This is a genomic window from Streptomyces echinoruber (assembly GCF_014651135.1).
Taxonomy (GTDB): domain Bacteria; phylum Actinomycetota; class Actinomycetes; order Streptomycetales; family Streptomycetaceae; genus Streptomyces; species Streptomyces echinoruber.
Genome location: NZ_BMWH01000001.1, coordinates 441,920 through 464,081 on the forward strand (window position 1 = coordinate 441,920; position 22,162 = coordinate 464,081).

Sequence of the window (22,162 nt, forward strand, 5' to 3'; positions counted from 1 at the left end):
CCCATGGCCGACGATCCGTTCGTCCTCGGCGGCACGACCTTCACCTCCCGCCTGATCATGGGCACCGGCGGCGCGCCGAGCCTGGAGGTGCTGGAGCGGGCGCTGGTCGCCTCCGGCACGGAGCTGACGACCGTCGCGATGCGGCGCGTGGATCCCTCGGTGCGCGGGTCCGTGCTGTCCGTGCTGGACCGGCTCGGCATCCGGGTGCTGCCGAACACCGCCGGCTGCTTCACCGCCGCCGAGGCGGTCCTCACCGCCCGCCTGGCGCGCGAGGCGCTCGGCACCGACCTGATCAAACTGGAGGTCGTCGCCGACGAGCGCACCCTGCTGCCGGACCCGATCGAGCTGCTGGAGGCGGCGGAGACGCTGGTCGACGACGGGTTCACGGTGCTGCCGTACACCAACGACGACCCGGTGCTGGCGCGGCGGCTGGAGGATGTGGGCTGTGCCGCGATCATGCCGCTGGGCTCGCCCATCGGCTCCGGGCTCGGCATCCGCAACCCGCACAACTTCCAGCTCATCGTGGAGCAGGCGCGCGTGCCGGTGATCCTCGACGCGGGGGCCGGCACGGCGTCCGACGCGGCGCTGGCGATGGAACTGGGGTGCGCCGGGGTGATGCTGGCGTCGGCGGTGACCCGGGCGCAGGAGCCGGTGCTGATGGCGGAGGCCATGAAGCACGCGGTGGAGGCGGGGCGGCTGGCGTACCGGGCCGGGCGGATTCCCCGGCGGCACTTCGCCCAGGCGTCGTCCCCCGCGCAGGGCCTGGCCCGGCTGGACCCCGAGCGGCCGGCCTTCTAGGCGGACCCGGGCTTCCGGGCGTACCCCTCACCGCTCGGGCCGGCCGTACCGGCCCGGGCGGTCCGGGCGCCCCGAACCGGTGCGGCCGGTACGGCCGGCCCGGGCGCGTCACAGGTGGGCCGCAGTCGTGCTCCGATCCCGTGCCGGTCCTGTGCCGGGCGGAACGGGGTGTCCGCGGCGGCTCGTAGACTCACCCGCGTGGATACGACCCTTCAGGACCCTCTCGTCGGGCAGGTGCTCGACGGCCGGTATCGCGTCGACGCGCGGATCGCGGCGGGCGGGATGGCCACGGTCTACCGGGCCCTGGACACCCGCCTGGACCGTGTGCTCGCCCTGAAGGTGATGCACCCGGCGCTGGCGGCCGACGCCTCGTTCGTCGAGCGGTTCATCCGGGAGGCGAAGTCGGTGGCGCGGCTCGCCCACCCGAACGTGGTGCAGGTCTTCGACCAGGGGACCGACGGGTCGTACGTCTACCTGGCGATGGAGTACGTCCCCGGCTGCACCCTGCGGGACGTGCTGCGTGAGCGCGGGGCGCTGCAGCCGCGGGCCGCGCTGGACATCCTGGAGCCGGTGCTGGCCGCGCTGGGCGCCGCGCACCGCGCGGGGCTGGTGCACCGGGACATGAAACCGGAGAACGTCCTGATCGGGGACGACGGGCGGGTCAAGGTCGCCGACTTCGGGCTGGTGCGGGCGGTGGACACGGTCACCGACCACACCGCCGGCGCCGTCCTGGGCACCGTCTCCTACCTCGCCCCGGAGCAGATCGAGCACGGCACCGCCGACCCACGCGTCGACGTGTACGCGTGCGGCGTGGTGCTGTACGAGATGCTGACCGGCGGCAAGCCCCACCAGGGCGACTCCCCCGCCCAGGTGCTGTACCGGCACCTCCACGAGGACGTGCCGCCGCCGTCGGCCGCCGTGCCGGGGCTGGCGTACGAGCTGGACGACCTGGTCGCCGCCGCCTCCGCCCGCGCCCCGGAGCACCGCCCGCCGGACGCGGTGGCGCTGCTCGCGCGGGTCCGGCAGGCCCGGGCGGCGCTCGGCGCGGACCAGCTGGACGCCGTGCCGCCGCAGGCGGTCGCCGTCGCGCACGACGCCTCCGAGGACCGCACGAGCGTGCTCCCGCGCCTCGTCGCGCCGCGGCCCGAGCCGCCGGCCGGCGAGGAGTCGCTGCACCGCACCCGCCGGCTTCCGGCGCCCCCGGCCGCCGACGTCCCGCCCCGCACGGCCCGGCACCGGCGCTCCCTGTTCTCGCTGGTCGCGGTCGTGCTGCTGGTGCTCGGCGTCGGCACGGGCGTGTGGTACATCAACTCGGGCCAGTTCACGAAGGTGCCGCCGCTGCTGACCAAGACCGAGGCGCAGGCCCGGCAGCGGCTGTCGGCGGCCGGCCTGGAGGTCGGGCGGGTCAGGCACGCCCACAGCGACGTCGTACGGCGGGGCCGGGTCATCAGCACCGATCCCGAGCCGGGCGCGCGCATCCGCAGCAACGGCTCCGTGGTCCTCACCGTCTCCGACGGCCCGGCGACGGTGAAGGTGCCCGACCTGAAGGGCTACGCCCCGGACAAGGCGAAGGCGCGGCTGAGGCAGGAGGGCCTCGAACCCGGCATGGTCACCCGGGCGTTCAGCGACGACGTGCCCCAGGGCTTCGTGATCCGCACCGACCCCGGCGCGGGCACCGAGCGGCACGCGGGCTCGGCGATCGCCCTGGTGGTCAGCAAGGGCAGCCCGGTGGAGGTGCCGGAGGTCACCGGCGACGACCTCGAGGACGCCCGGCAGGCCCTGGCGGAGAAGGGGCTGAAGGTGAAGGTGGCCGCGCAGGAGGTGAACTCCGAGTTCGACGCGGGCCAGGTCGCCCGGCAGAGCCCGGCGGCCGGCAGCCGGGCCGCCGGCGGCGACACGGTCACCCTGACGCTGTCCAAGGGCCCTGAGATGGTCGAGGTGCCGGACGTGGTCGGCGACGGCGTCGACGAGGCGAAGAAGGAGCTGCGGGACGCCGGGTTCCAGGTCGAGGAGGACCGCGGGCTGCTGGGCCTGTTCGGCGACACCGTCAGGGACCAGTCGGTCGCGGGCGGCGACAAGGCGCCCAAGGGCTCGACGATCACGATCACCATCCGCTGACCCCGGCCCATCCGCTGACCCGGCCCATCCGCTGACCCGGCCCGGGCGGGCCACCCGGCGCCGGGAACCGGCCGGGTGCGTGACACCCTGAACGGGTGAGAAGCACGCACTCCGCTCCCCCGTCCGGCCCCGCCCGCAACCCCGTCGGCGCCCATGTGCCCGTCGCCGGCGGACTGCACACCGTGGGGCTGTCCTACGCCCGCGACCTGCGGGCCGAGGTCGTGCAGGTCTTCGTCGCCAACCCGCGCGGCTGGGCCACGCCCGCCGGGAACCCGCGGCAGGACGAGGCGTTCCGCGCGGCCTGCGCGCAGCAGGGCATCCCGGTGTACGTGCACGCCCCCTACCTGATCAACTTCGGCTCGCACACGGAGGAGACCGTCGAGCGGTCGGTCGCGTCGCTGCGGCACTCGCTGCGCCGCGGCCGGGAGATCGGCGCGCGGGGCGTCGTGGTGCACACCGGCAGCGCGACGGGCGGCCGGGAGCGGGCGGTGGCGCTGCGGCAGGTACGGCGGCACCTGCTGCCGCTGCTGGCGGAGCTCACCCACGACGACGACCCGGACCTGCTGCTGGAGCCGACCGCCGGGCAGGGCGCCTCGCTGTGCTCCCGCACCGGGGACCTGGGCCCGTACTTCGAGGCCCTGGACGCCCATCCGAAGCTCGGCGTGTGCCTGGACACCTGCCACGTCTTCGCCGCCGGGCACGACCTGACCGGCCCGGACGGCATGCACCGGACCCTGGACCTGCTGGTGGACGCCGTCGGCGCGGGCCGGCTCAAGCTGATCCACGCCAACGACTCCAAGGACGTGGTGGGCGCCCACAAGGACCGCCACGCGAACATCGGCGCCGGCCACATCGGCGAGGACCCGTTCCGCGCCCTGATGACCCACCCGGCGACCGAGGGCGTCCCGCTGGTCATCGAGACCCCCGGCGGCAAGGAGGGACACGCGGCGGACGTGGAGCGCCTGAAGAAGCTGCGGGACGGCTGAGCCCGCCGGGCCGGCGAGAGGTTCGGGAATACCCCGTGGGGGTATACGGTTCCCGTGGGCGCGGGCAGCAGCCCTCACCCGGAAGGGGCCCCCATGCGGCAGCACACGACACACCAGCACACCACCCACGGACAGCACGGGCAGCACGGGCAGCACGGGCAGCACGGGCAGTACGGGCAGCACGGGCAGCACGGACCCGGCGGGCCGCGGGAGCACCCGGCCCACCCGGGCCCGGCAACCGCCACCTGGGCCGTGGCCGTCCGAGCCACCCTGCACTGCCTCACCGGCTGCGCCCTCGGCGAGGTGCTCGGCATGGTGGTCGGCACCGCGCTCGGCTGGGGGAACCTGCCGACGACGGTGCTGGCGATCGTTCTCGCCTTCCTCTTCGGCTACTCGCTCACCCTGCGCGGTGTGCTGCGAGCCGGTGTCGGCCTCGGCGCGGCCGTGCGGGTCGCCCTCGCCGCGGACACGCTGTCCATCGCCGTCATGGAACTGATCGACAACGGCGTGATCGCGCTGTGGCCGCAGGCGATGGACGCGCAGCTCGGTGACGCGCTGTTCTGGTTCTCGCTGGCGGTGTCGCTGGTGCTCGCGTTCGTCGTGACGACGCCGGTCAACAAGTGGACGATCGGCCGCGGCAAGGGCCACGCGGTGGTGCACCGGTACCACCACTGAGGCTCACAGCTCGGGCCCGTCCCCCGGTTCCTCCTGGTAGGAGTAGCGCTGCTCCTTCCAGGGGTCGCCGATGTTGTGGTAGCCGCGCTCCTCCCAGAAGCCGCGGCGGTCGGCGGTCATGTACTCGACGCCGCGGACCCATTTGGGGCCCTTCCAGGCGTAGAGGTGGGGGACGATCAGCCGCAGCGGGAAGCCGTGCTCGGCGGTGAGCAGCTCGCCGTCCTTGTGGGTGGCGAAGAGGGTGTGCTCGGCGGCGAAGTCGGACAGTCGCAGGTTGGCGCTGTAGCCGTACTCCGCCCACACCATCACGTGCCTGACCTCCGGCGCGGGCGGGGCCAGCTCCAGGATCGTGCGCGCGGGCACCCCGCCCCACTCGGCGCCGAGCATGCTGAACTTCGTGACGCAGTGCAGGTCGGCCACGACGGTGGTGTAGGGCAGGGCCGTGAACTCCTCGTGGCTCCAGCAGTGCTTCTCGCCGTCGGCGGTCGCCCCGAAGACGCGGAACTCCCAGCGTTCGGGCCGGAACTTCGGCACCGGTCCGTAGTGCGTGACCGGCCATCCCCGCTGCAGTCGCTGTCCCGGCGGAAGCTCGGACCGTGCGGCCTCTCCTGATTCTCCTGATGCGCGCTCCACCGGCTGACCCATGCCTCCATCCTGACAGACCGGGAGCGATGCCCCGCGCCGACCCGGACCGAAGGGGGGCACAGGTGATTCCGCACCCCAATTCCGCACATACTCACTGAGTGCGCACTTACTGGACGATCTTCCGCCCCGGTGGAATCATGCGGCGCAGCCTGCCTCCCTCACCCCGGCGGAAGGAGCCTTCGCCATGCAGGGCGATCCCGAGGTCATCGAGTTCCTCAACGAGCAGCTCACCGGTGAGCTGACCGCGATCAACCAGTACTTCCTGCACGCGAAGCTGCAGGAGAACCACGGATGGACCAGGCTCGCGAAGTACACGCGGAGCGAGTCCTTCGACGAGATGCGGCACGCGGAGGTGCTCACCGACCGGATCATCCTTCTCGAGGGGCTGCCCAACTACCAGCGGCTCTTCCACGTCCGGGTGGGCCAGACCGTCACCGAGATGTTCCAGGCGGACCGGCAGATCGAGGTGGAGGCGATCGACCGCCTCAGGCGCGGGATCCGGGTGATGCGCGACAAGGGCGACATCACGTCCGCCAACATCTTCGAGGCGATCCTCGCGGACGAGGAGCACCACATCGACTACCTCGACACCCAGTTGGAGCTGATCGACAAGCTGGGCGAGGCGCTGTACCTGGCGCAGCAGATCGAGCAGCCCGAGAGCTGAGCCGCTTGGCCGGCCGGTGTCAGGCCGCGTCCTCGAGAGCCGGTTCCCCGAGAGCCGGTTCTCCGAGGTCCGATTCCTCGAAAGCCGGTCGCGCGAGGCCGGCGAGGGCGGGGCCGCCCCGGTCGGCGAGTTCGCCGAGTTCGGGGCGCGGGCAGGCGCCCCGGCCGAGCAGGGCCTGGATGCGGCGCACGCAGGAGCCGCAGTCGGTGCCGGCCTTGCAGACGGAGGCGATCTGGCGGGGTGTGCGGGCGCCGTCCTCCGCGTGCCGCAGGACCTGCGCCTCCGTGACGGCGAAGCAGTGGCAGAGATACACGCGGATTCACCTCCCGGGGCCGGGACAGGGACGAGCGCCACCCCGACTTCTCTCGGTGAGGCAAACCTAACCTTACCCGCGCCTCGGGGTACGCGAAAGCGGAGAGGGCGCGGATCACGTGTGATCCGCGCCCCAGTGGCGCACGCCGGTGCCGCACGGGCCGGTCACGGGTCCCGGTGCCTCGTCACTGGTCTCGCTGGTCTCACTGGTCCCGGTACATCTCCGCGACCAGGAAGGCCAGGTCCAGGGACTGGCTGCGGTTCAGCCGCGGGTCGCAGGCCGTCTCGTAGCGCTGGTGCAGGTCGTCGACGAAGATCTCGTCGCCGCCGCCCACGCACTCGGTGACGTCGTCGCCGGTCAGCTCCACGTGGATGCCGCCCGGGTGGGTGCCGAGCGCCTTGTGCACCTCGAAGAAGCCCTTGACCTCGTCGAGCACGTCGTCGAACCGGCGGGTCTTGTGCCCGGAGGCCGCCTCGAAGGTGTTGCCGTGCATCGGGTCGGTCACCCAGGCCACCGTCGCGCCCGACGCGGTGACCTTCTCCACCAGCTCCGGCAGCCGGTCACGGATCTTGTCCGCGCCCATCCGCACGATGAACGTCAGCCGACCCGGCTCCCGCTCCGGGTCGAGGCGCTCGATGTACTGCAGCGCCTCCTCGGCCGTCGTCGTCGGGCCCAGCTTGATCCCGATCGGGTTGCGGATGCGCGAGGCGAACTCGATGTGCGCGTGGTCCAGTTGCCGGGTGCGCTCACCGATCCACACCATGTGCGCCGAGACGTCGTACAGCTGCCCGGTGCGCGAGTCGACGCGGGTCAGCGCCGTCTCGTAGTCCAGCAGCAGCGCCTCGTGCGAGGCGTAGAACTCGACCGTCTTGAACTCCTCCGGGTCCGCGCCGCAGGCGTGCATGAAGTTCAGCGCGTTGTCGATCTCGCGCGCGAGCTGCTCGTAGCGCTGCCCGGACGGCGAGGACTTCACGAAGTCCTGGTTCCAGGCGTGCACCTGGCGCAGGTCGGCGTAGCCGCCGGTGGTGAAGGCGCGCACCAGGTTCAGCGTGGAGGCGGAGGCGTGGTACATCCGCTTCAGCCGCTCCGGGTCCGGGGTGCGGGCCGCCTCGGTGAACTCGAAGCCGTTGACGGAGTCGCCCCGGTACACCGGCAGCGTCACCCCGTCGCGGGTCTCGGTCGGCTTGGAGCGCGGCTTGGAGTACTGGCCGGCGATACGGCCGACCTTCACGACGGGGACGGAGGCCGCGTACGTCAGTACGGCGCCCATCTGCAGCAGCGTCTTCAGCTTGGCCCGGATCTGCTCGGCGCCGACGGCGTCGAAGGTCTCCGCGCAGTCACCGCCCTGCAGGAGGAACGCCTCGCCCTTGGCGACGGCCGCCATCCGGGCGCGCAGGTTGTCGCACTCGCCCGCGAAGACCAGCGGGGGAAAGGTCTCCAGTTCGGCGATCACCCGGCGGAGAGCTTCCTGGTCCGGATACTCCGGCTGTTGCGCCGCGGGGAGGTCTCGCCAGGTGTACATGTCGACAGAGGAGGCGTTTGCGTTCACGCACCCAGATTACGGGCTACGCGGCGTGTGCCGGCCAGGTGCTCAGAGTATGGGACACCGAGTCCATGGGGAGTCCACGGGGAGTCCATGGGGAAGTCCACAGGGAGTCCACGGGGAGTCCGCGGGGCCCGGCGCCCCCGACCCCGCACCGGCGGGGACGACGAGCCGCGTCCGGCGCGGCGGGCGCGGGTCCCGGTGGACACGCGGGGGACGCACGCCCTATGGTTCCCCGCATGTACGCACGGCACCTCGTCCGGAACTGGTGGTGGACCGCTCCCCCGGCGGCCCACTGACTGCGCGTACCCAGACTCGCGAAGGCCGCCCGAGGGGCGGCCTTCGGCCTTTCCGGGCCCCGGCCGTCCCCTCTCCGCCCGACCCATCCGACGGGAAGAGGAACCCATGGACCTGGCCCGGCTCCTGCACGACGACCGCCCGTTCGCCCTCCTGCGCCGCCGCACCCCCGGCCGCGACCACGACACGGTGGAGGTGCTGATCGGTCCGGTCGCCGCCCGCGACCGGCTCGCCGACCTGCCCGACGAGGGGCTCGCGCTGGTGCCCTTCCGGCAGATCCGGGAGCGCGGCTTCGACGTCCGCGACGACGGCACCCCGCTGCTCGTGCTCACGCCCGAGGAGTCGTACGAGGTCCCGCTCGCCGAGGCGCTCCGGGCACTGCCCGGCCACGCCGTGCGTGTCGAGGGCGGCGGCTTCGACATCGGCGACGCCGAGTACGCCGGGATCGTCGCGCGGGTGCTGCGGGAGGAGATCGGCCGCGGCGAGGGCGCGAACTTCGTGATCCGGCGCACCTACGAGGGGTTCGTGCCGGGCTTCGGCCGGGCCGACGCGCTCGCACTGTTCCGGCGGCTGCTGGAGGGCGAGCGGGGCGCGTACTGGACGTTCGTCGTGCACACCGGAGATCGAGAAGGGCCCGAAGGGCCTTCCTTGGAAGGGCGGCGGCGGGAGACGGGTGGGCGCACGCTGGTGGGCGCGAGCCCGGAGGTGCATGTGCGGATGTCCGGCGGAACCGTGGTGATGAACCCGATCAGCGGGACGTACCGCTATCCGGCCGACGGGCCGACGCCCGAGCACCTGCTGGACTTCCTCGCCGACGGCAAGGAGATCGAGGAGCTGTCGATGGTCGTCGACGAGGAACTGAAGATGATGTGCGCCGTCGGCGACCGGGGCGGCGTCGTCGTCGGGCCGCGCCTGCGGGAGATGGCGCACCTCGCGCACACCGAGTACGAGCTGCGCGGACGCTCCTCGCTGGACGTGCGGGAGGTGCTGCGGGAGACGATGTTCGCCGCGACCGTCACCGGCTCGCCCGTGCAGAACGCCTGCCGGGTCCTCGCACGGCACGAGACCGGCGGGCGCGGCTACTACGCCGGCGCGCTCGCGCTGCTCGGCCGGGACTCCGGCGGCGCGCAGACCCTGGACTCCCCCATCCTCATCCGCACCGCCGACATTACCGCCGACGGGCGGCTGCGGGTGCCGGTCGGCGCCACCCTGGTGCGCGGCTCGGACCCGGCGGGCGAGGTCGCGGAGACGCACGCCAAGGCGGCGGGCGTGCTGGCGGCGCTGGGCGTGCGGCCGGGCCGGCCCCGCGCGGAGCGGGCCCGGCCCCGGCTCGCCGACGACCCGCGGGTGCGGGCGGCGCTGGACGGGCGCCGGGCGGCGCTGGCGCCGTTCTGGCTGCGGATGCGGGAGCACACCGGGCACCTCGCCGGGCACGCGCTGGTGGTCGACGGGGAGGACACCTTCACCGTGATGCTCGCGCACCTGCTGCGCTCCGGCGGCCTGGAGGTGACGGTACGGCGCTACGACGAGCCGGGGCTGCGCGCGCGGGTGCTCGCCCACACCGGGCCCGTCGTCCTCGGGCCCGGCCCCGGCGACCCGTCGGACAGGGCCGATCCCAAGATGCGCTTCCTGCGCTCCCTGACCGCCGAGGTGCTCCGGGAGCACCGCCACGGCGTGCTCGGCGTCTGCCTCGGGCACGAGCTGATCGCGGCCGAGCTGGGGCTGGACATCGTCCGCAAGCGGGTGCCGTACCAGGGCGCGCAGACGGTGATCGACTTCTTCGGGCGGCCGGAGACCGTCGGTTTCTACAACAGCTTCACCGCCCGCTGCGACGACGAGGCCGCCGCCGGACTCGCCGCCCGCGGCGTCGAGGTGAGCCGCGACGCGGACGGCGAGGTGCACGCGCTGCGCGGGCCGGGGTTCGCCTCCACGCAGTTCCATCCGGAGTCCGTCCTGACGCTGAACGGGCCCGGTGTCGTCGCGGAGCTGCTGGCCCCGGCGCTGCTGCGGCAGCCGTGACGCCGGGCGGGTCCGGGCGGGGACGGCGCTGTGCGGGTCCGGGCGGGGACGGCGCTGTGCGGGTCCGGGCGGGGACGGCGCTGTGCGGGTCCGGGCGGGGACGGCGCTGTGCGGGTCCGGGCGGGAGCGGCACCGCGTGGGTCCGGGCGGGGACGGCGCCGCCCGGGCGCGCGGTGCCGGTGCCGCGCGGGATCAGCCGAAGAACACGCCGATCTCCTCGTACAGCTCCGGCGGCACGGTCTTGATCCGCTCCGCGGCCGCGTCGAGCGGCACCCGGACGATGCCGGTGCCACGCAGGGCGACCATCGTGCCGAAGTCGCCGTCGCGCACGCAGTCGATGGCGTGCAGCCCGAAGCGGGTCGCGAGCCACCGGTCGAACGCGCTGGGGGTGCCGCCGCGCTGCACGTGCCCGAGGACCGTGGTGCGGGCGTCGTTGCCGGTGCGCCGCTCGATCTCCTTGGCGAGCCACTCGCCGATGCCGGACAGCCGCACGTGCCCGAAGGAGTCCCGCGTGTCGTCCTTGAGGATCAGCTCGCCGCCGCGCGGCCGGGCGCCCTCGGCGACGACCACGATCGGGGCGTAGGAGGACTGGAAGCGGGAGGCGACCCAGGCGCACACCTGGTCCAGGTCGAAGGGCTGCTCGGGGATGAGGATGACGTTGGCCCCGCCGGCCAGGCCGGAGTGGACCGCGATCCAGCCGGTGTGCCGGCCCATGACCTCCACGACGAGGACACGCATGTGGGACTCGGCGGTGGTGTGCAGCCGGTCGATCGCCTCGGTGGCGATGTTGACGGCGGTGTCGAAGCCGAAGGTGTAGTCGGTGGCGGGCAGGTCGTTGTCGATGGTCTTGGGCACGCCGACGCAGGGCACCCCGTGCTCGCGCGCCAGGCGGGCGGCCACGCCGAGGGTGTCCTCGCCGCCGATGGCGATCAGCGCGTCGACCTCCTGCTTGGCCAGGTTCTCCGTGATGCGGCGGATGCCGTTGTCCTCCCGGAGCGGGTTGGTCCGGGAGGAGCCGAGGATGGTGCCGCCGCGGGGCAGGATGCCCCGTACGGCGGAGATGTCGAGGCGGACGGTGTAGTTCTCGAGCGGTCCCCGCCAGCCGTCCCGGAAGCCGACGAAGTCATAGCCGTACTCCTGCACGCCCTTGCGGACGATCGCGCGGATGACGGCGTTCAGCCCGGGACAGTCGCCGCCTCCCGTCAGTACTCCGACCCGCATGGAATGTCCCTTCGCCGCGGTTTCCCTCACCACCACGCTAGAGTGATCCAGGTCACTTCGACATGGCCGGGAGAGCCAATTCCGTGGCAAGCCGGACGGTTCCCGCGGGCGCGGGCGCAGGCGTGGGCCGGGGTCCGGGTGACGGGTGCGGTCAGGGACCGGGCGACGGCTGTGGTCAGGGGCCGGACGGTGGTCCGGGCCGGGCGGTCCGGCGGTTCACTCCCCGCCCAGGGTGGTTCACTCCCCGCCCAGGGTGGTTCACTCCCCGTCCAGGCCGCGCTCGATCGCGTAGCGCACGAGCTCGACGCGGTTGTGCAGCTGGAGCTTGCCGAGGGTGTTCTGCACGTGGTTCTGGACCGTGCGGTGGGAGATGACCAGCCGCTCGGCGATCTGCTTGTAGCTCAGGCCCTTGGCGACCAGCCGCAGCACCTCCGTCTCCCGCTCGGTCAGCCGGGGCGCGCCGGGCGCGCCGGTGTCCGGGGCGGGCGCGGGTTCGGCGGCCAGCCGCCGGTACTCGCCGAGGACCAGGCCGGCCAGGCCCGGGGTGAAGACGGCGTCGCCGGCGGCGGTGCGGCGCACCGCGTCCAGGAGCTCCTCGGTGGAGGCGGACTTCACCAGGTAGCCCGTGGCGCCCGACTTGACGGCCTCCAGCACGTCGGCGTGCTCGCCGCTGGCGGACAGCACCAGGACGCGCACCCTCGGGTCGCCGCCGACGACCTCCTTGCACACCTGCACACCGGGCTTGCCGGGCAGGTTCAGGTCGAGGACGAGCACGTCGGGCGCCGCGGCCCGGGCCCGGCGCACCGCCTGTTCGCCGTCCCCGGCCGTGGCGACCACCTCGAAACCGGCCTCGGTCAGGTCGCGGGCCACCGCGTCCCGCCACATGGGGTGGTCGTCGACCACCATCACCCTGATCGGGTCCTGCCGCTCGCTCATCGCTGCTCCGCCCTCCCCCTCGTCCCCCGCGCGCACGTCGCGTCCTTCGGTACGGTCAGTTCCACTTCCGTGCCCTGCCCCGGCACCGAGATCAGCTCCGCGGTGCCGCCGATGTCCCGCATCCGGCCCCGGATGGACAGGGCCACGCCGAGCCGCCCCTCGCTCTCGGCCTGCGCCAGCCGTCCCGGGGGGATGCCGGGCCCGTCGTCGCGGACGGTCACCACGACCGCCGCCGGCTCGTCCTCGACCAGGATCCAGGCGCGGGCGTCCGGCCCGGCGTGCCGGCGGACGTTGTCCAGTGCCGCGCCGACGGCCGCCGCCAGCTCCCGGGCCGCGGCGGACGGCAGCGTCACCGGCGCGCCGGGCTCGGCGAGGCTGACCCGCTCGGTGGCGTGGGGGGCGAGCAGGGAGCGCAGGTCGACGGGCCTGTCCTCGTCCGGCTCCCCGTCCCGCTCCCCGTCCGGCTCCTCGTCGACCAGGCGGACGACGGCGCCCTCGGCCGGGTCCTCGCAGGTGCGCGCGGCCGGCACCATCCCGCCGGAGACCAGGGTGCGCAGCGCCACCTCCTGCTCGCCCGCGAGCCGGCCCAGCTCGGCCGCCTCGCCGCCGAGGGCGGCCCCGCGCCGCTTCACCATGGCCAGGACCTGCAGCACGCTGTCGTGGATGTCGCGGGCCAGCCGCTCCCGTTCCCGGGTCGCCGCCTCGATCTCCAGGGCGCGGGCCAGGGTGCGCTCGGAGGCGCGGGCCACCTCGACGACGTAGCCGATGGCGATGGCGGCCACCCAGACCAGGACCACGTTGTGCACGGTGTCGCGGGCCGGGCTGCCGCGCTCCACCAGGTTGGCGGCGGCGACCAGCGTGGAGGCGACGGCGGCCCAGCGCCAGCCGCCCTTGATCGCGAAGGCGAGGACCGAGCCGGCGGTCCAAATCGACGGCAGTGTCGGCCCGTTGGCGACGATCCGCTCGTGGGCGACGGCGAGCGGGGTGAGCAGGATGCCGGTCAGCGCGACGGTGAGGTCGGCGGCGAGGAACCAGGTGGCGCAGCGCGCCGCGTTCTGCACCAGCGGCAGGGTGGCCAGGGTCCACGCGCACAGCACGCAGTAGTACGCGATCGCCAGGCCGGGGCGGGTGAAGTGGTCGTAGGCGGCGGCGAACAGGCCGACCGCGTACAGCATGGTCAGCACCCGGTAGCCGGCGAGCGCGCGCCACAGCGGCTGCTCGACCGACATCCTCATCACTCTCTGGCGCTTCGGCATGTCCCCCCCCCCCATGTCCCCCACCTCGGCATGTCCCCCCACCCCGGCAGCCGCGGCTGCTATCCGCTGCTATCCGGCGTCCTTCTCCTTCTCCGCCTGGTCCTTCTCGGCCTGCGCCAGCGCGGTCCTGGCCGCCTTCGCGGCCTCCCGCTCGGCCTTGGCGGCCTCCGCGAGCTGCCGCTTGGCGGCCGTGGCGTACATGTCGACGTACTCCTGGCCGGAGAGCTTCATGATCTCGTACATGACCTCGTCGGTCACCGCGCGCAGTACGAAACGGTCGTGCTCCATGCCCTGGTAGCGGCTGAAATCCAGGGGCTTGCCGATGCGGATACCGGGGCGCATCACCTTGGGGACGACCTTCCCCGGCGGCTGGATCTTCTCGGTGTCGATCATGGCGACCGGGATGACGGGCGCGCCGGTGGCGAGCGCCACGCGTGCCAGGCCGCCGGGCTTGCCGCGGTAGAGGCGGCCGTCGGGCGAGCGGGTGCCCTCCGGGTAGATGCCGAACAACTCGCCGCGCTCCAGCACCTCGATGCCGCTCTTCACCGCCGCCTCGCCCGCGCCGCGCGCCCCGGAGCGGTCGACGGGCAACTGGCCGACGCCCTTGAAGAACGCGGCGGTCAGCCGGCCCTTGAGACCGGGCGTGGTGAAGTACTCGGCCTTCGCGATGAAGGTGACCCGGCGGTCGAGGACCGCGGGCAGGAAGAACGAGTCGGAGAAGGACAGGTGGTTGCTGGCCAGGATCGCGGGCCCCTCGGCGGGGATGTTCTCCAGGCCTTCCACCCAGGGCCGGAAGGTGAGCTTCAACAGGCCCCCGACGGAAACCTTCATCGCGCCGTACAACACCGCGTGCCTCCTGTGTCTGTCGATCAGACCTTAACCCGGAGCCGGGCGGAAGGAGCCGACGCCCCTGGTCGGTGTCGGTACCGTCGCGTACGGTGAGGTGTCCGGGATCGCCCCGGGGATCCCCCGGATCCCCCTTGTTTGCCATCCTTTGTTTGCCATCCTTGCTTGCCTTACTTGCATCTTTCCGCTGTCCCTCTGGTATCGACCTCTGGTATCGACGAACTGTCCTTCCCGGAACCGACGAACCGTCCCTTCCGCAACCGACGAACAACCGACGAACAGGAGATCGAAGGTGCCGGTCCTCCCCGGAGCTGAGCCGTTCCGCCACGAGGGCGGGGAGACCGGCGTGCTCCTCTGCCACGGCTTCACCGGATCGCCCCAGTCGCTGCGCCCCTGGGCGGAGTTCCTCGCCGAGCACGGCCTGACCGTCTCGCTGCCGCTGCTGCCCGGACATGGCACGCGCTGGGAGGACATGCAGCTCACCGGCTGGCCGGACTGGTACGCGGAGGTGGACCGCGAGCTGCGGCACCTGCGGGAGCGCTGCGCGCGGGTGTTCGTGGCCGGCCTGTCCATGGGCGGCGCGCTGGCGCTGCGGCTGGCGGCCCGGCACGGGGACGCGGTGGCCGGGCTGGTGCTGGTCAACCCCGCGAACAAGGTGCACGGGCTGTCGGCGTACGCCCTTCCCGTCGCCCGGCACCTGGTGCGCTCCACGCGGGGCATCACCAGCGACATCGCCAAGGAGGGCGCGCAGGAGGTGGGCTACGACCGGGTGCCGTTGCACGCCGCGCACTCCCTGCGGAACTTCTTCCGCGTCGTCGACCGGGAGCTGCCCCAGGTCACGCAGCCGCTGCTGCTCCTGCACAGCGTGGTGGACCACGTGGTGCCGCCGGCCGACTCCGCCCGCATCCTCAGCCGGGTGTCGTCGACGGACGTGACGGAGATCCTGCTGGAACACAGCTACCACGTGGCGACGTTGGACCACGACGCGGACCGGATCTTCGAGGAGAGCCTCGCGTTCGTCGGCCGGCTCGCACCGGGGGCCGGCGAGGCCGGTGGCGTCGGCGGTGTGGACGGCAGGGAAGGGACGGCGGCCAGTGGCTGAGCAGAACTCCGACCGCGAGGGGCGCGAGCAGCCGGACGGCACGGGGGGCACCGCCGGGAGCGCGGGGGGCACCGCCGGGAGTGCGGACGGTCCGGGCCGCGGCGAAGGGCCGGGCGAGGGACTGGGCGAAGGACTGGGCGGGGGCCAGGGCGCGGGACTGGTCAAGGGGCCGGACAAAGGGCTGGACAAGGCGCTGGGGAAGGGCCCCGGCGACGGTCTGCCGTTCGACGAGGAGGCCGCCTGGGCGGCGATCGTCGCCGGGTACGGCGAGGAGCCGCCGGACCCGCCGGGGAACAGGCCGCTGCGGCCGGTGGAGGACCTGGCGCTGCCGGAGACCGACGAGGACGGCGGCGCCGGCCGGCCGGTGCGTCCGCTGGGCAGCTCGGTGTCGTTCGCGCCCGGCGTCCTCCCCGGGGGCGGGCCCGGGAGCGGGCCGCGCGACCACACGCCGCCCGAGCCGTCCGAGGACGACTACGACGAGGACGACGAGGGGCACTTCGTCCCGCCGGAGCCGCCGCCGCTGCCGTCCGCCGACACCACCGCCAAGTTCGCGTGGCTCGCGGTGATCGGCGGGCCGGTGCTGCTGTTGCTGGCGGTGGTGCTCGGCTGGGACATGACGTGGTGGCTGACGACCCTGGGCATCGGCGGGTTCCTCGGCGGGTTCGTCACGCTGGTGGTGCGGATGAACCCCGGGGACGAGGAGGACGACGACCCCGGGCGTGGCGCGGTGGTGTAGGCACCGGTGCCGGTCCGGGCGGTGGTGTAAGCGCCGGTACCGGTCTGGGCGGTGGCGGGGGCGCCGGTTCCGATCCGGCCGCTCCGGGTGCGTCAGGCGCGTCGGGCGGCCGGGATCCGCAGGGCGGCGAGGACCGGGAGGTGGTCCGTGGCCGCCCTCAGGTCCGCCTCCGTCACGCCCGGATGCCCGGCGGGAACACCGCAGCCGAGCACCTCGATGCCGTGCGTGGCGAAGATCGCGTCGATGCGCCGGCGCGGATCGGCGGGCGTGAACGTGTGCTCGGCGCCCCAGGGGGCGACGGTACGGCAGTCCTGGAGCGCGTCCGCGATGCGGGTGAACGCCGGGCCGCCGGGCTGCTCGTTCACGTCGCCGCCGGCGATCGCATGGTCGACGCCCAGACCGGCCAGCCGGTCGAGGAGCAGACCCGCCTGCTCGTACCGCTCGTCCTGGTCCAGGCTCAGGTGGCAGCTCACCACGCCGAGGCGGGCGCCGGCGAAGCGGACGACGGCGGTCGCGAAGCCGCGCCGGTGCAGGCCCGGGGTGAGCGGCAGCAGCACGTCCTCGGTGCGCTCGACGGTCGCGCGCAACGAGCACAGCAGCGCCGGGCCGGCGGCCGTCGCACCGCCGGTGAGGATCACCAGGCCGGAGGCCGCCGCGAGCCGGGCGAGCTTCTTGCGCCAGCGGAAAAAGCGGGGAGCCTCCTGGACGAGGACCAGGTCGGGGGCGCAGGCGCCGATCACACGGGCGAGGGCGTGCGGGTCGTCCCGCAGCGAGCGGATGTTGTAGCTCAGGACGCGGATGACGGCCGAGCCGTCGGGTTCCGTACGGGAGGTGGGGAGCGGTGGGCTGATCACCATGCGGATCAAGATACGCCGGGAACGGGGTGACCGCCGGTCCGGTCCGACGGGGGTCCTGCCCACCCGCCCACCCGTCTCGGTCAGTTGGCAAGTACCCCCCCGCCCGGGGCTCCGCCCCGGACCCCGGCGGGGGCTCCGCCCCCTGCCCCCGTCCGACGAAAACGCCCGCCCCCGGTACCGGGAAGGGCGGGCGTCTCGTCGGGTGGGCCGGAGTCACATGATCGGGTCCGGTTCGCGGGCCAGGTCGGCGGCGCCGACGAGGCCGGCCTTGTTGCCGAGCCGGGCGGCGATGACGTCGGCGACGGGGCGCCAGTTGCCGCCCACGAGCCAGCGCTTGTAGGACTTGCGGATGGGTCCCAGGACCAGCTCGCCCTCGTCGGAGAGGCCGCCGCCGACGATGAAGGCGGACGGGTCGAAGAGGGAGGCGAGGTCGGCGAGGCCGGCGCCGACCCAGCGGGCGAGCTCGCGGTAGGAGTCCACCGCCACCGGGTCGCCCTGGCGGGCGGCCATGGAGATGTGCTTGCCCTCGATGCCGTCGGGGGTGCCGTCGCCCAGCGACAGCAGCAGCTCCGCGTTCTCGGGGGTGGCGTTGGCGCGCTGGCGGGCGTAGCGGACCAGCGCCCGGCCCGAGGCGTACTGCTCCCAGCAGCCCTGCGACCCGCAGCCGCACAGCAGGCCGTCCGGGACCATGCGGATGTGGCCGAACTCGGCGGCCACGCCGAAGTGCCCGCGGCGCAGCTTGTTGCCGATGATGATGCCGCCGCCGAGGCCGGTGCCGAGCGTGATGCAGATGACGTTGCGATGGCCGCGGCCCGCGCCGAACTTGTACTCGCCCCAGGCCGCGGCGTTCGCGTCGTTCTCCACGACGACCGGAAGGCCGACGCGCGCCTCGACCTTCTCCTTCAGCGGCTCCTGGCGCCAGTCGATGTTGGGCGCGAAGTAGACCATGGAGCGCTGGCGGTTGACGTAGCCGGCGGCACCGATGCCCACGCCGACGATCTCGTGTCCTGCCCGCGCGCCCTCCACGGCCGAGGCGATGGCGTCCACGATGGCCTCGGGCGTGGTGGGGGTCGGCACCTTGAAGGTCGAGAGGATGGTGCCTTCCTCGTCGACCACGCCGGCCGCGATCTTCGTGCCGCCGATGTCGACGCCGATGGTGAGTCCCATGAATCCCTCAGTTTCGGTCGAGCCCCGCTACGGCCAACCGTACCCGAGGCCCCGCCGTCGGTTTTCCGGCGTCCGGACCGTGGGCAGCGCGGCGGCACGCCCGGCGGCCCGCGGCGGCGCGCCCGGCGGCGCCCGGTCCGGGCTCAGTCCAGGTCGATGCGCTGCCCGGGGCCCTCGCCCTCGCCGCGCCGGCCGGAGCCGTCGGGGCCGTCGGAATCGCGCCAGGCCTCGTTCCAGTCGCCGGCGGCCCGGGCGGTCCAGCGGCGTTCCTGGGCCTGGACGGCGGAGCGGTAGGCGGCGAGGAGTTCGGTGCCCGCGGCGGCGAGGTGGTCGAAGACGTCCGGGTGGCGTTCGATGACGGGTTCGACGGCCGCCTTGGCCTGCTGCACCACCTGCCGCACCACCTGCTGGGCGGCCGGGCCGGCGACCGCGCCGAGCAGTGGCGACTGCAGTGAGGACAGCTTGTCCGCGACGGTGTCGACGAGCCTGCGCAGTTCCTCGGCGGCCGAGCCGGGCGGCGGGCCGTGCTGCGCGCGGCGCCGGGCCTTCTCCGCCTCCAGGTCCTCGGCGCAGGCGGTGGCCCAGGCGTCGGGGTCGCCCGCCGCGCGGGCCGTGTCGGCCGCACCCTGCCCGGCCTGCCCGGCCTGCCCGGCCTGCCCTGTCTGCCCGGTCTGCCCGTTCTGCTCGGTGGCGTCGGACGGGGGGAGCTCTTCGCTCATGGCGGACTCCTGACTACGTTTCGTCCTTACGACGTTACCCGAACGGGCGTACCCGGTTCATGTCGCGCGGGGCCACAGCCGCGGGTCCGGCGTGAACCGGATCCGCAGCTCGCCGTCGCGCAGCGCGGCCCCGTCCACGGTGCACCGGCGCAGCGCGGACGGCAGCAGCACGATGCGCCGGTACGGGCCGGCGGTGACGACGAGTTCGTCGCCGCGCCGCACGAGGTCGAGCTCGTCGCGTATGGCGCCGGGCAGCGGGATGTGCCACACCAGCACCCCGTCCTCGTCGATCCGGTCGGCGACGGGCCACTCGACCGGGGCGGGCGCGATGTTGACGCCGGGCACGGCGAGCTCGGCCAGGTCGTCGGTGCCGCGCGGGTCGCGGCCGAGGTGGGGGACCGGGTGGACGTCGTACGACTCCTGCCACTCCTCCAGCGCCTTGCGCTGCTGGGCGATCAGGCCGGCCGCCCAGACGTCCCCGGCGGACTCCGGCAGGACCCGGTTGGCCAGCACCGACTCCACGGGCAGCCCGCGCAGGGCCAGGCCGAGGGCCGCCTCGCGGACGGCGTCGGCGCCCGCCGGGCCGGGCTCGGCCACCAGCCGTACGGCGGTGCCGCGGTCGGCGACGACGGCCTGCGCCGCGGCCAGCTCCACGTCCCAGCGGGCCGCCGTCTCGTACAGCCACTCGGCGGGCATGGGCACGCCCGCCAGGCGGCCCAGGACGGGGCGCAGGGCGCGGGCGGCCCGGCGTTCGGGCGGCAGCAGGCGGCGCAGGTAGCGGCGGAGTTCCTCGGGCAGGGCCAGCAGGGCCAGGGCGGGCGCGAGCGGCGGCAGGTCGACGACGAGCAGCTCGAACGACTCCGACAGGGCCGCGTCGCGCAGGGCGCGCAGCAGTGCCAGTTCCCCGGCGCCGGGCAGCGGGGTGACCTCCTCGGCGTCCAGGCGGGCCGCGCCGAGGAGGTCGAGGACGCCCGCGGCGCGGTCCTGGAGGGCGGTGAGGTCCTCGCGCAGGGCCGCGTCCGGGTCCGGGCGCCAGGCGGTGAGGTGGGGGGCGGGCCGCGTCGGGGCGGGGCCGGTGGGCGCGCCCAGGGCCGCGCCCAGGGTGTCGCTGCGGTCGGCGCTCAGGACGAGGGTGTCCGTCCCGTGGTGCGCTGCCGCGAGGGCGGTGGCCGCGGCGACGGTGGTGCGGCCGGAGCCGCCCGGGCCGGTGATCAAGAGGGTGCGCATAGGGGGGAACCGTAACGGATTCCCGGGTTCGGTCCGTGACACGCGTGTCCGGTGTTGTCCCGCGGTTCGCGTCCACCGGTCCTTGCTCCGGCCCTTGCGGGTCCCTGCTCCGGCCCTTGCTCCGGTCCCTGCTTCTGCCCCTGCCGGCCCTGCAGGTCCTTACCGGTCCTTGGACTCGACCCTCTTCTTCAGCCCCGCCAGCGCCCGGTCGATGATGACCTTCTCCGCCTTGCGCTTGATCATCCCCAGCATGGGGATCTTGACGTCGACGGTGAGCCGGTAGGTGACCTCGGTGCGGTGGTCGGCCAGCGGTTTGAGCAGGTAGGTGCCGTCCAGGGAGCGGAGCATCTGGGACTTGACGAGGGTCCAGGAGACCTCGTGGTCGCCGGTCCAGGTGTAGGCGAGGGTCTGGTCGTCCTTGATGGCGCCGGCGTCCATGACGAGGCGGACCTGCTCGGCGCGGCCCCGGTCGTCCGTCTTCAGGATCTCCGCCTCCTTCACCTCACCGGTCCACTCGGGGTAGCGGGCGAAGTCGGCGATCACCTCCATGACGTCGGCCGGTGCCGCCTCGATCGTGATGCTCGAGCTGGTGTGTTCCGCCATCGCAGTGGCTCCTCCAGATGCGGGCCGGAAGGGAATCGTCGTACCGCGCGTGTGTGCGCAGCGTGAAGGCTACCGCGCACGCGACGGGCAGAGCTCACCCCACCTGCGCACATCGGCCGGGAAGCACCTTCGGCGCCCGGCTCCCGGCACCCCGGGTCACCGCTGTCGCCGCCCCGGGTCCACGGCCGTCACCGCCCCGGGCCCAGGGTCGTCACCACTCCAGGACCCACGGTCTGCCCGTCCCCGCGAAGTGCCCGACGTTGACGCACTCGGTCGCGCCGATCCGCATGCGTCGCACCAGGGGCTGGTGGACGTGGCCGAAGAGGGCGTAGCGGGGGCGGGTGCGGCGGATGGCCTCCAGCAGCGCCCGGCTGCCCCGCTCGAAGCGGCGCGCCGCCGTGTCGTAGACCAGTTCGGGGACCTCCGGCGGGATGTGCGCGCACAGCACGTCGACCTCGCCGACCGCCTCGATCTTCGCTGCGTACTCCTCGTCGTCGATCTCGTAAGGGATGGGGGTCCCCCCTGCTCGAACGGAGCTGAGAGCTTGGGTGGGGGTCCCCCCTGCTCGAACGGAGCTGAGAGCTTGGGTGGGGGTCCCCCCTGCTCGAACGGAGCTGAGAGCTTGGGGGAGCATCGGTGTCCGCAGGCCGCCGCCGACGAAGCCGAAGGTCCAGCCGCCGATCTCGACGCGCTCGCCGTCGAGGACGGTGGTGCCCTCGCGGGCGTACTCCCGCCACAGCGGCGGCATGTCGACGTTGCCGTAGGTGGCGTACGTCGGGGTGGGGAAGGCGGCGAACAGCTCGGCGTACTGCTTGCGCACGGCCCGCTCCAGGACGGCGGCCCGGTCCTCCTCGACGCCGGCCCACAGACGGGCGCCGAAGGCGCGGGCCTCCTCGAAGCGGCGGGCGGTGCGCAGGGCGACGATGCGGTCGGCGTTCTCCTTGCCGAACAGGTCGGGGAAGATGCCGCGGGAGTGGTCGGCGTAGTCGAGGAAGAGGATCAGGTCGCCGAGGCAGATCAGGGCGTCGGCGCCGTCACCGGCGCGGGCGAGGCCGCGGACGTTGCCGTGGACGTCGCTGACGACGTGGACCCGGGCGGTGCGGTTGCCGACGCGTGGTGATGCCATGACGATCAAGCGTAGGAGCAGCGCGGCCCCGGTGAACAGTCCCGGCCGGGACCGCGGTTACTGGCCAGTTGGAAAAAGGGTGGACTACTGTGCGCGAAGGAACGTCCACCGGACCACCACCGTGGCACCCACGGAGCACCCCCCTGTGTGACGCGTCGAACATCTCACCGGAACCCCCTGTCGAAGAGGCCGTACCGGCGGGTAACGTCCGGGCAGTCCGGTAGTGCTGTGGTTTTCAACCACAGGGAACCACCGAGGACCACCGAGGACCGCACCGTCGCATCACACAACGTCGTGGCGCCGGCGCC

At 73.7% G+C, this 22,162-nt stretch carries 22 protein-coding genes; 9 read left to right on the forward strand and 13 right to left on the reverse strand.

All coding sequences use genetic code 11. The features are described 5' to 3' along the window. Positions 1–3: 3 nt before the first annotated feature. The 4 genes from IE225_RS01795 (at position 4) to IE225_RS01810 (ending at position 4,577) form a co-directional block, all read left to right on the forward strand. Positions 4–798: a thiazole synthase gene (locus IE225_RS01795; RefSeq protein ID WP_190055463.1), complete on the forward strand. Its 795-nt coding sequence runs from the start codon at positions 4–6 to the stop codon at positions 796–798. Positions 799–996: 198 nt separating this feature from the next. Further along, the gene (gene pknB / locus IE225_RS01800; RefSeq protein WP_190055464.1) at positions 997–2,916 is read left to right on the forward strand and encodes a Stk1 family PASTA domain-containing Ser/Thr kinase; all 1,920 of its coding nucleotides are present in this window, start codon (positions 997–999) and stop codon (positions 2,914–2,916) included. A gap of 95 nt (positions 2,917–3,011) precedes the next feature. Beyond that, a complete protein-coding gene (locus tag IE225_RS01805) occupies positions 3,012–3,902 on the forward strand; it encodes a deoxyribonuclease IV (RefSeq protein ID WP_190055465.1) in 891 nt (296 codons plus the stop codon). Positions 3,903–3,995: 93 nt separating this feature from the next. Further along, entirely contained in the window at positions 3,996–4,577 is a 582-nt protein-coding gene (locus IE225_RS01810; RefSeq protein WP_190055466.1) for a DUF4396 domain-containing protein, read from the forward strand. A 3-nt stretch (positions 4,578–4,580) separates the two neighbouring features. On the opposite strand, the gene IE225_RS01815 is transcribed toward IE225_RS01810, so the two are convergent. Then, on the reverse strand, positions 4,581–5,222 hold the full coding sequence (locus IE225_RS01815; RefSeq protein WP_190055467.1) for a sulfite oxidase-like oxidoreductase: 642 nt from the start codon (positions 5,220–5,222) through the stop codon (positions 4,581–4,583). A gap of 184 nt (positions 5,223–5,406) precedes the next feature. Between IE225_RS01815 and bfr the strand changes: the two genes are divergently transcribed. Next, positions 5,407–5,886, forward strand: a complete 480-nt coding sequence (gene bfr / locus IE225_RS01820) for a bacterioferritin (protein ID WP_190055468.1) — start codon at positions 5,407–5,409, stop codon at positions 5,884–5,886. A gap of 19 nt (positions 5,887–5,905) precedes the next feature. Here bfr and IE225_RS01825 read toward each other — a convergent pair whose 3' ends face one another. Both IE225_RS01825 and IE225_RS01830 read right to left on the reverse strand, forming a co-directional pair. Next, positions 5,906–6,199 (reverse strand): (2Fe-2S)-binding protein, encoded by a 294-nt coding sequence (locus IE225_RS01825; RefSeq protein ID WP_190055469.1) that lies wholly within the window; start codon positions 6,197–6,199, stop codon positions 5,906–5,908. A gap of 202 nt (positions 6,200–6,401) precedes the next feature. Beyond that, positions 6,402–7,721 (reverse strand): class II 3-deoxy-7-phosphoheptulonate synthase, encoded by a 1,320-nt coding sequence (locus IE225_RS01830; protein ID WP_190055686.1) that lies wholly within the window; start codon positions 7,719–7,721, stop codon positions 6,402–6,404. A gap of 260 nt (positions 7,722–7,981) precedes the next feature. Between IE225_RS01830 and IE225_RS33945 the strand changes: the two genes are divergently transcribed. Both IE225_RS33945 and IE225_RS01840 read left to right on the forward strand, forming a co-directional pair. Then, the gene (locus IE225_RS33945; RefSeq protein ID WP_373303128.1) at positions 7,982–8,041 is read left to right on the forward strand and encodes a trp operon leader peptide; all 60 of its coding nucleotides are present in this window, start codon (positions 7,982–7,984) and stop codon (positions 8,039–8,041) included. Between the two features lie 106 nt (positions 8,042–8,147). Beyond that, the gene (locus IE225_RS01840) at positions 8,148–10,058 is read left to right on the forward strand and encodes an anthranilate synthase family protein (protein WP_190055471.1); all 1,911 of its coding nucleotides are present in this window, start codon (positions 8,148–8,150) and stop codon (positions 10,056–10,058) included. 192 nt (positions 10,059–10,250) lie between these two features. Here the strand turns inward: IE225_RS01840 and IE225_RS01845 are convergent, their stop codons facing one another. The 4 genes from IE225_RS01845 to IE225_RS01860 form a co-directional block, all read right to left on the reverse strand. Continuing rightward, positions 10,251–11,279: a 6-phosphofructokinase gene (locus IE225_RS01845; protein ID WP_190055472.1), complete on the reverse strand. Its 1,029-nt coding sequence runs from the start codon at positions 11,277–11,279 to the stop codon at positions 10,251–10,253. A 258-nt stretch (positions 11,280–11,537) separates the two neighbouring features. Continuing rightward, positions 11,538–12,215, reverse strand: a complete 678-nt coding sequence (locus tag IE225_RS01850) for a response regulator (RefSeq protein ID WP_190055473.1) — start codon at positions 12,213–12,215, stop codon at positions 11,538–11,540. Continuing rightward, positions 12,212–13,471, reverse strand: coding sequence for a MacS family sensor histidine kinase (macS, locus tag IE225_RS01855; RefSeq protein ID WP_190055474.1), 1,260 nt, complete (start codon positions 13,469–13,471; stop codon positions 12,212–12,214). The genes IE225_RS01850 and macS overlap by 4 nt, the downstream gene beginning before the upstream one ends. Positions 13,472–13,540: 69 nt before the next feature. Beyond that, positions 13,541–14,302, reverse strand: coding sequence for a lysophospholipid acyltransferase family protein (locus IE225_RS01860; RefSeq protein ID WP_190055475.1), 762 nt, complete (start codon positions 14,300–14,302; stop codon positions 13,541–13,543). 307 nt (positions 14,303–14,609) lie between these two features. Here IE225_RS01860 and IE225_RS01865 point away from each other — a divergent pair, with 307 nt between their 5' ends. After that, positions 14,610–15,419 carry an alpha/beta hydrolase gene (locus tag IE225_RS01865; protein ID WP_190055476.1) on the forward strand — a complete coding sequence of 270 codons (810 nt, stop codon included), beginning with the start codon at positions 14,610–14,612 and terminating at the stop codon, positions 15,417–15,419. After that, positions 15,412–16,155 carry a hypothetical protein gene (locus IE225_RS01870; protein WP_373303123.1) on the forward strand — a complete coding sequence of 248 codons (744 nt, stop codon included), beginning with the start codon at positions 15,412–15,414 and terminating at the stop codon, positions 16,153–16,155. The genes IE225_RS01865 and IE225_RS01870 overlap by 8 nt, the downstream gene beginning before the upstream one ends. Positions 16,156–16,247: 92 nt before the next feature. Here the strand turns inward: IE225_RS01870 and IE225_RS01875 are convergent, their stop codons facing one another. From IE225_RS01875 to IE225_RS01900, 6 genes are all read right to left on the reverse strand, one after another. Beyond that, positions 16,248–17,012, reverse strand: a complete 765-nt coding sequence (locus IE225_RS01875) for an endonuclease/exonuclease/phosphatase family protein (protein WP_190055477.1) — start codon at positions 17,010–17,012, stop codon at positions 16,248–16,250. A 213-nt stretch (positions 17,013–17,225) separates the two neighbouring features. Beyond that, positions 17,226–18,179 carry an ROK family glucokinase gene (locus IE225_RS01880; RefSeq protein ID WP_190055478.1) on the reverse strand — a complete coding sequence of 318 codons (954 nt, stop codon included), beginning with the start codon at positions 18,177–18,179 and terminating at the stop codon, positions 17,226–17,228. A gap of 143 nt (positions 18,180–18,322) precedes the next feature. Next, the gene (locus tag IE225_RS01885; RefSeq protein WP_190055479.1) at positions 18,323–18,898 is read right to left on the reverse strand and encodes a DUF5304 domain-containing protein; all 576 of its coding nucleotides are present in this window, start codon (positions 18,896–18,898) and stop codon (positions 18,323–18,325) included. A gap of 57 nt (positions 18,899–18,955) precedes the next feature. Continuing rightward, entirely contained in the window at positions 18,956–20,125 is a 1,170-nt protein-coding gene (locus IE225_RS01890; protein ID WP_190055480.1) for an ArsA family ATPase, read from the reverse strand. A 159-nt stretch (positions 20,126–20,284) separates the two neighbouring features. Beyond that, positions 20,285–20,728, reverse strand: coding sequence for an SRPBCC family protein (locus IE225_RS01895; protein ID WP_190055481.1), 444 nt, complete (start codon positions 20,726–20,728; stop codon positions 20,285–20,287). Positions 20,729–20,939: 211 nt separating this feature from the next. Further along, a complete protein-coding gene (locus IE225_RS01900) occupies positions 20,940–21,854 on the reverse strand; it encodes a metallophosphoesterase family protein (protein ID WP_190055482.1) in 915 nt (304 codons plus the stop codon). Positions 21,855–22,162 lie beyond the last annotated feature (308 nt).

Bases quoted from the DNA above. Each gene is read 5' to 3' on its own strand.
- IE225_RS01875 (WP_190055477.1), bottom strand. From the start codon at position 17,012: ATGGTGATCAGCCCACCGCTCCCCACCTCCCGTACGGAACCCGACGGC.
- IE225_RS01815 (WP_190055467.1), bottom strand. From the start codon at position 5,222: ATGGGTCAGCCGGTGGAGCGCGCATCAGGAGAATCAGGAGAGGCCGCA.
- macS (WP_190055474.1), bottom strand. From the start codon at position 13,471: ATGCCGAAGCGCCAGAGAGTGATGAGGATGTCGGTCGAGCAGCCGCTG.
- bfr (WP_190055468.1), top strand. From the start codon at position 5,407: ATGCAGGGCGATCCCGAGGTCATCGAGTTCCTCAACGAGCAGCTCACC.
- IE225_RS01860 (WP_190055475.1), bottom strand. From the start codon at position 14,302: ATGAAGGTTTCCGTCGGGGGCCTGTTGAAGCTCACCTTCCGGCCCTGG.
- IE225_RS01885 (WP_190055479.1), bottom strand. From the start codon at position 18,898: ATGAGCGAAGAGCTCCCCCCGTCCGACGCCACCGAGCAGAACGGGCAG.
- IE225_RS01830 (WP_190055686.1), bottom strand. From the start codon at position 7,721: ATGTACACCTGGCGAGACCTCCCCGCGGCGCAACAGCCGGAGTATCCG.
- IE225_RS01845 (WP_190055472.1), bottom strand. From the start codon at position 11,279: ATGCGGGTCGGAGTACTGACGGGAGGCGGCGACTGTCCCGGGCTGAAC.
- IE225_RS01890 (WP_190055480.1), bottom strand. From the start codon at position 20,125: ATGCGCACCCTCTTGATCACCGGCCCGGGCGGCTCCGGCCGCACCACC.
- IE225_RS01880 (WP_190055478.1), bottom strand. From the start codon at position 18,179: ATGGGACTCACCATCGGCGTCGACATCGGCGGCACGAAGATCGCGGCC.
- IE225_RS01850 (WP_190055473.1), bottom strand. From the start codon at position 12,215: ATGAGCGAGCGGCAGGACCCGATCAGGGTGATGGTGGTCGACGACCAC.
- IE225_RS01900 (WP_190055482.1), bottom strand. From the start codon at position 21,854: ATGGCATCACCACGCGTCGGCAACCGCACCGCCCGGGTCCACGTCGTC.
- IE225_RS01795 (WP_190055463.1), top strand. From the start codon at position 4: ATGGCCGACGATCCGTTCGTCCTCGGCGGCACGACCTTCACCTCCCGC.
- IE225_RS01840 (WP_190055471.1), top strand. From the start codon at position 8,148: ATGGACCTGGCCCGGCTCCTGCACGACGACCGCCCGTTCGCCCTCCTG.
- IE225_RS01895 (WP_190055481.1), bottom strand. From the start codon at position 20,728: ATGGCGGAACACACCAGCTCGAGCATCACGATCGAGGCGGCACCGGCC.
- IE225_RS01810 (WP_190055466.1), top strand. From the start codon at position 3,996: ATGCGGCAGCACACGACACACCAGCACACCACCCACGGACAGCACGGG.